Here is a 5,039-nt window from a genome sequence, read left to right on the forward strand (position 1 = left end):
CCTCATCGCCAAGCGCATCGGCCTCATCTTCCGTGGCGCGGGCGAAGCCGCAGCCATGGCCGAGGCGCTGCCGCTCATGCGCAAGTACCCCGGCTCGTGGGAACTGGTCCTCAGCGTCAACAATGTGCCGTTCAGCAACGGCTCGATCGCACAGCTGCTGGATGCGCGGCGGGATGCGGCCGGCGATGCCCCGATGCCACCTTCGATGGCCATCATGCTGATGCGCCTCGCCCTGACGGCCGGCCGCGAGGACGAGGCCCGTGCGTTGGCCCGGAACCTGGGCGACACGGTCATCGATGCGCGCATCGTGCTGTCCGGACGTCTCACGCGCAGCTCCCGCCTGCAGGGTGATATCCGGGAGACGGGCTTTCACGTCGCGCGCGGCACCGAAGGCGGCCCTGCGGTCGTGGTATTCCCCGGTTTCAAGAACCGCGTGGGCGGCTGGCCGATCCACTATTTCGACAGCCTTCTCGCCAGCCGGGGCGTTACCGCGATCTACGCCTATGATGCGACCCAGCGCGTGTTCTTCTTCGGCGCCGAGGGAATCGCCGGCAATGTCGAGGGCGTGGCGGCGCACATCGCGCGGCTCCCCGACGTGGCGAACGCCAGCCGGGTCCTGACATTCGGAACCTCGGGCGGTGGCATGACCGCCTTGCGCACGGCGCTGGCGATCGGCGCCCACGGCTGCCTCACCTTCGGTGCGAAGACGATCCTGGGGCGCCCCGCCCCGAACGTGCCCGACATCGAACTCGAGCGCCTCGCCCGCTTCACGGCAGCATTGCCGCTTACCGACCGCGACCTGCGCGCGGCCTGGCCCGAAGACCGGCACCTCCAGGCCACGATGTTCTATGGCACCGGCTATGCGCCGGACAAGGCGCACGCCGCGCGTCTTGCAGATCGTCCCGGCGTGACCCTGTGCCCTGTCGACAACGTGATGGACCACGATGCGTTCACGCCCTCGCTGGAAAGCGGCGCCTTCGAAGCAGCACTGGACCGGCTTCTCGGACGCACGGGCTGATCGGGCAAGATGACGGCTTCATCACACGGAACGCGTCACCTGGCGATTTGCGGCGCCTATGACATGCGGAACTTCGGCGACCTGATGTTTCCAGTGCTCGCGCGTGAGAGGCTGGCGCCGCACGGCTTCCGGCTGACCGCGTTCGCACCAACGGGAAGCGATCCCGGCCTCGGGCTGGAGGCGCCGCGCCCCATAGCCGAACTCTTCACGTCGGATCCCGCGCTCGACGGCATCCTGATCGGCGGCGGCTACATCATTCACACGCAGCCGGTCTCGCGCATCGTGCATCTGGTGGGACAGGATACGGCGGCAGGCAGATCGGAACTGGTGGATTGCTGGGCCGGGGCCACGCTCTGGGCCGCGCTGCGCGGACTGCCCATCGCCTGGAACGCGCCGGGCGTTCCCTTTCCCTTTGCGACGGGCCAGCTTCCAGCCGTGGCGGCTGTCGCAGGCGCCGCCGACTATCTGTCTGTCCGCGACCAGTCCAGTGTCAGTCTTCTCGATCCCGACGGAAAACTGGCACCCGCCATCGTGCCCGATCCGATCGCCGAGATCGCGCGGTTCTGGCCCCGGAGCAGGCTTGCGGCGGCGGAAGCTGCCTTTCGTACCCGCGTTGGTCTTGCGCCCGAGGCGGCGATCCTCGCGCTCCACATCCGCGACCGCAGCCTGTCGGGATATGGCGCGGACAAGCTCGGTCAGCGGATCAGTGAGTTTGCCATAGCCCACAAGCTGGTCCCGGTGCTTCTCGCCCTCGGGCAGGCGCATGACGATGGCGCAACCGCCCGCGAGGTGGCCCGCCACATCGCGTCGCCGCATATCGTTCTTGAAGACCCGCCCAGCCTGATGGAGATCGCCGCGGTGACGGCGGCGGCACGGCTTTACATCGGCGCCTCGCTTCACGGCTACATCGCCGCCACCTCCTATGGCGTGCCGGCGGCCCTGATCGCGCGCCCAGCTTATGGAAAGTTCGCGGGTTTTGTCGCCCATGCCGGCTGGCCCGACGATCTCTGCCGCGACTGGGACGCGGGGCTTGTGCAAGCCTCCGCGCTGCTCGCAGGTCCGCCGCAGCGCCCACTGCCTGACCGCATCGGCAAATCGCTCGACGATCACTGGACCGCCATCGCTACCGCACTTGCCACCGGCACGGAGCGGCGCGCGGCGCGGACGGAGTTCGTCCGCCGATATGTCAACCTGGGCGTTGGCCGCCGGGGCACCGGTTGGGCCACAAGCCCCCTGCAACTTGGAACCAAAGGAACTCACTGATGGAAACACCGGGACTCTCGGTCGCGTCACCCAAGCCGGTCTCGCTGCCGCTCAGCCAGGCTGAATTGAAAGCCTGGATGATCACTTACATCTCGCAGCTTCTTTCCCTCGACAAAGAGGGTATCGATACATCAGCACTCTTTGACAGCTTCGGAATGGATTCGATCGAAGCAGTCGTCATGGCGGGAATCATGGAAGAGGAGTTCGGCGTGCTGATCGAACCGACACTCCTTCTCGAATATCCCTCGATCGATCTCTTCTCCACCGCGAACTGCCGCAAGGACTGACCGCGATGGACGAGCGCCCTGACATGTCGGTCGTAGTGGTGTGCTTCCGGATGGAACGCGAACTGCCGCGCACCCTCCTGTCACTGGCGCGTCCCTATCAGAAGCTTGACCCCGCGCTGCGTCACGAGGTCATCGTCATCGACAACGGATCGGACCGGTGCCCCACCGCCGAAGACTTCGCCAGCCTGAACCTCGACCTCACCATCCGGCGCTGCAGCATCCGCAGTCCGTCACCTGTCTTTGCCCTGAACGAAGGACTGGCGCTGGCCCGGGGCGATCTCATCGGCGCCTGGATCGATGGCGCGCGGCTGGCATCGCCCGGTCTTCTGGCGGCGGTCCATGCCGCAGCGGCGGGCCATGATTGCCCGGTGATCGCCCCTCTCAACTGGCAGATCGGCCCGCAGCGCCAGCACTTCGCCTCGGCCACGGGCTATGACCAGGCAGAAGAGGACCGCATCATCGCCAATAGCGGCTGGCCCGAAACACCCTATCGCCTGTTCGCCGCCTCGACTTGCGAGACGCAGCCCGGCCCTTCAGGACCGCTTCTCGAATCGAATGCACTGTTCCTCCGCCGTACCGCGTGGGACCGCCTCGGGGGCTACGATACGGCCTTCGACGAAGCGGGCGGCGGCGTCGCCAATCCCGATACCCTCATCCGTGCCGCGGGCCTTCCCGGCGCACGGCTGATCCGCATTGTCGATGAAGGCACGTTTCACCAGTTCCACGGCGGCGTCTCGACATCCGACACCCTCGCCGCAACAACCGAGGTCCAGCGCGCCAGCCGAAAGTATTACCGCCTGCGGGGCAAGCCGCTTCAGCCGCTGCGCGAGCCCGGCATCCTGTATCGCAGCCACGCCAGCCAGCCGGAGAGCCAAAGCGCATGACCACCCTGTCCGCCGAGGCCATCGCTGCTTACAAGGACGAAGGCTATCTGGCCCCCATCCGCGCCCTTCCCGGCGATGAACTCGTCAGCCTCCGCGACCATGTCTTCCGCCTCGGTGCCGCGCGCGGCGGCCAGTTGCCGCCCGCACTGAACATGAAGGCGCATCTGCTCGTCCCGTGCCTGTGGGACCTCGTCCATGACAGCCGGATCGTCGGCCCGGTTGTCGACCTGCTCGGGGAGGACATCCTGTGCTGGGGAAGCAGTTTCTTCGACAAGGCGCCGGGATCGCCGCATCACGTCCACTGGCATCAGGACAGCAGCTATTGGGGGTTGGAACGCCCCGACGCGCTCACGGTGTGGATTGCCTTCACGCGATCCGACACCGCCAACGGCTGCCTCCGCGTGGTGCCGGGCAGCCACCGCGAGCAACTGCGCCACGTCAACGCAGGTGATCCGGCGAACATGCTGAGCGGCGGCGAGGTGCTGGCGGCAAAGGTTGACGAAGATACCGTCCGCGACGTGGTTCTCGCGCCCGGCGAAATGTCGATCCACCACCAGCGCCTGATCCACGGGTCGCGGCCCAACACCGGAACCGAGCGCCGCATGGGCTTTGCCATCCGCTACATCGCGGGCGATCTGAAGGGGCTGAGGAACGACAGGAGCTACGCCACGCTGGTTCACGGCCGCGATCTGGGCGGCTTCGAGATCGAGCAGGCGCCGTGCAAGGACATGGACCCGGATGCGCTCCGCCGCCACGGCACGATCCTGCGGAAGTTCAACAACATCATCCGCCGCGAGATCGCCCGGCACCAATCGGAAGACACCGATGCTGGCGCATGAGGGCATCTTGCAGACCGCGGAACGCGCACCGGACCGCGACGCCTTGCGCTTTCTTGCCAATGGCGAGGACGTCACCGAAAGACTGACCTATGCCGAACTGGCGCAGCGCGGAACCGACCGCGCGCACTGGCTGTGTGCCCTGGGGCTCGAAGGCCAGCCCGTCGCGCTCGTCATGGAGCCGGGCGCCCTGTTCGTCGAAACACTGGTGGCCTGCCTGCTCGCGGGCGCTGTCGTCTCGCCGCTTCCCGTGCCGAAGCAGGCCCTGGCCGTCGAGCGGGTGATCGGGGCCCTCGCCGATCTCCGCCCCGCCGCGATCCTGACAACCTCGGCCCTTGCGAGCCTGCCAGCACTGGCGACTCACCCCGGCATCATCCATGCGCTGGACGAGCCATGGACCGCGCCGCGCGCTATCCTCCGCCGCCGTGGCGCGGACGAGCCGGCAATCGTGCAGTATTCCTCGGGATCGACTGCGGAGCCGCGCGGCATTGTCCTCACCCACGCCAACATCGCGGCCAATCTCGCGATGATGAACCAGGTGAGCGGCGGCGAGCCCGGCAATGTCTCGGTGAGCTGGCTGCCGCACAGCCATGACATGGGCCTCTTCGGAACCATTCTCGCTCCCCTCTGGCACGACAGCACGGCCGTGCTGATGCCGCCCGCGGCCTTCCTGCGGCGGCCCATGCGCTGGCTGCGCGCCATGAGCGCCCATGGCGGCACCCATTCGACCGCGCCGAACTTCGGCTATGCG

The 5,039-nt window shown here is 67.3% G+C and carries 6 protein-coding genes; all 6 read left to right on the forward strand.

From position 1 onward, the window contains the following. The coding region (locus ACEW8Q_RS14405; RefSeq protein ID WP_373504749.1) for a hypothetical protein at nucleotides 1-1,018 on the forward strand (1,018 nt) is incomplete at its 5' end. Nucleotides 1,019-1,027: 9 nt separating this feature from the next. After that, nucleotides 1,028-2,281, forward strand: a complete 1,254-nt coding sequence (locus ACEW8Q_RS14410) for a polysaccharide pyruvyl transferase family protein (protein WP_373504750.1) — start codon at nucleotides 1,028-1,030, stop codon at nucleotides 2,279-2,281. Further along, nucleotides 2,281-2,568 carry an acyl carrier protein gene (locus ACEW8Q_RS14415; protein ID WP_373504751.1) on the forward strand — a complete coding sequence of 96 codons (288 nt, stop codon included), beginning with the start codon at nucleotides 2,281-2,283 and terminating at the stop codon, nucleotides 2,566-2,568. The genes ACEW8Q_RS14410 and ACEW8Q_RS14415 overlap by 1 nt, the downstream gene beginning before the upstream one ends. 5 nt (nucleotides 2,569-2,573) lie before the next feature. Then, entirely contained in the window at nucleotides 2,574-3,452 is an 879-nt protein-coding gene (locus ACEW8Q_RS14420) for a glycosyltransferase family 2 protein (protein ID WP_373504752.1), read from the forward strand. Continuing rightward, nucleotides 3,449-4,291, forward strand: coding sequence for a phytanoyl-CoA dioxygenase family protein (locus ACEW8Q_RS14425; protein ID WP_373504753.1), 843 nt, complete (start codon nucleotides 3,449-3,451; stop codon nucleotides 4,289-4,291). The genes ACEW8Q_RS14420 and ACEW8Q_RS14425 overlap by 4 nt, the downstream gene beginning before the upstream one ends. Continuing rightward, a partial coding sequence (locus ACEW8Q_RS14430; RefSeq protein ID WP_373504754.1) for an AMP-binding protein occupies nucleotides 4,278-5,039 on the forward strand: 762 nt, incomplete at its 3' end. The genes ACEW8Q_RS14425 and ACEW8Q_RS14430, both read left to right, overlap by 14 nt.

Origin of the sequence: Aestuariivirga sp., from assembly GCF_041738905.1 — a bacterium.
Lineage (GTDB): Bacteria > Pseudomonadota > Alphaproteobacteria > Rhizobiales > Aestuariivirgaceae > Aestuariivirga.

Excerpts from the sequence above, each read along its gene's own strand:
- ACEW8Q_RS14410 (WP_373504750.1), top strand. The coding sequence starts at position 1,028 with ATGACGGCTTCATCACACGGAACGCGTCACCTGGCGATTTGCGGCGCC.
- ACEW8Q_RS14415 (WP_373504751.1), top strand. The coding sequence starts at position 2,281 with ATGGAAACACCGGGACTCTCGGTCGCGTCACCCAAGCCGGTCTCGCTG.
- ACEW8Q_RS14420 (WP_373504752.1), top strand. The coding sequence starts at position 2,574 with ATGGACGAGCGCCCTGACATGTCGGTCGTAGTGGTGTGCTTCCGGATG.
- ACEW8Q_RS14425 (WP_373504753.1), top strand. The coding sequence starts at position 3,449 with ATGACCACCCTGTCCGCCGAGGCCATCGCTGCTTACAAGGACGAAGGC.